The organism is Komagataeibacter oboediens (assembly GCF_003207815.1).
Classification (GTDB): domain Bacteria; phylum Pseudomonadota; class Alphaproteobacteria; order Acetobacterales; family Acetobacteraceae; genus Komagataeibacter; species Komagataeibacter oboediens.
Map to the genome: position 1 here is coordinate 1 of NZ_NKTX01000194.1, position 1286 is coordinate 1286.

Here is a 1286-nt window from a genome sequence, read left to right on the forward strand (position 1 = left end):
CAGCCTGTCGGGTTGGGGTACCCTGTGAAGGGGTAAGGTTGTAAGGTGGTGAGATGAGCAGTTTCATCCCATTTGACCGGTCTCAGCCGTATCTTCTGCCGCCTGATCTGAAGTCGTGGCTTCCTGCTGACGATATGGCGCATTTCATTGTCGCAGCCGTTGAGCGGGTTCCGATGAGTGCGTTCTGCGTGCCAGTGCGCACGGGAGGCAAGGCGCAGTATCATCCGCGCCTGATGCTGGCCCTTCTGATCTTCAGCTATGCGAACGGGTTGTTTTCCTCACGCCGGATCGAGCGGGCGACATATCGCGACATCGGGGTGCGCTTCGTGGCGGCGAACCTGCATCCGGATCATGATACGATTGCGACCTTCCGCCGGACGAACAGGGGCGCCATTGAAGCTGCATTTGCACAGGTCCTGCTTCTGGCGCGCGAGACAGGCCTGCTGCGTCTGGGCGTTGTGTCGATCGACGGCACGAAAATCGATGCCGACGCTTCGAAATACCGTTCGGTGCGCTACGACCGGATCAGGGCGCTGCGCGAACAGCTGGCGGTGGATATCGCGAAACTGATGGACCAGGCGGAGCACGCAGATGCCACAGACAGTGATCCGCAGGCATTGCCGGAAGAACTTGCCCGCCGGGAAGCGCTGAAAGCGAAGTTGGACGAAGCCTGCGCCCGGCTGGAAGCAGATGCGAAGGCGCAGGCCGAGGCGGCGCGACCGGCATACGAGAAGAAGAAGGCGGTGTATGACGCAAAAACAGGGCGTCGTGGCAGGGCGCCCAAACCGCCCGACGATGAACCACCACCCGACCGGCAGATCAGCCTGACCGATCCCGACAGCCGCCTCATGCGGCGTTCGGATGCCCACGAGTTCCGGCAGGCTTACAATGCCCAGGCCGTAGTCTGCGCCGAAGGCAGCCAGCTGATCGTGACAACCGGCGTTGTCGCCACGTCAGCGGATGCGCCATCCTTTGCCGACACGGTGCTGTCGATGGAAGACACAATCGGTCTCCCGGAGAAGGTGCTTGCCGACACCGGTTACGCCAGCGGACAGGCGGTCCGGAAACTGCAGGAAAAGGGCATTGATCCGCTGGTCGCCATTGGACGGCCCTGTGCCCGCAGACCTTACGACTTCCGACCCCATCCCGAAGCAAAGGAGCCACGCCGGATAACCGAACCCTGGCGGCTCGCCATGAAGAAAAAACTGGAAACCACAAAAGCCGGAGATGTTTACAGACTACGAAAACAGACCGTTGAACCGGTCTTTGGAATTATCAAAAGCATC

The 1286-nt window shown here is 60.7% G+C and carries 1 protein-coding gene; it reads left to right on the forward strand.

All coding sequences use genetic code 11. The annotated features are described in order from the left end of the window. Positions 1 to 53: 53 nt before the first annotated feature. Positions 54 to 1286: IS1182 family transposase (locus CFR80_RS18225; RefSeq protein WP_110507857.1), on the forward strand; the 1233-nt coding region annotated here is incomplete at its 3' end.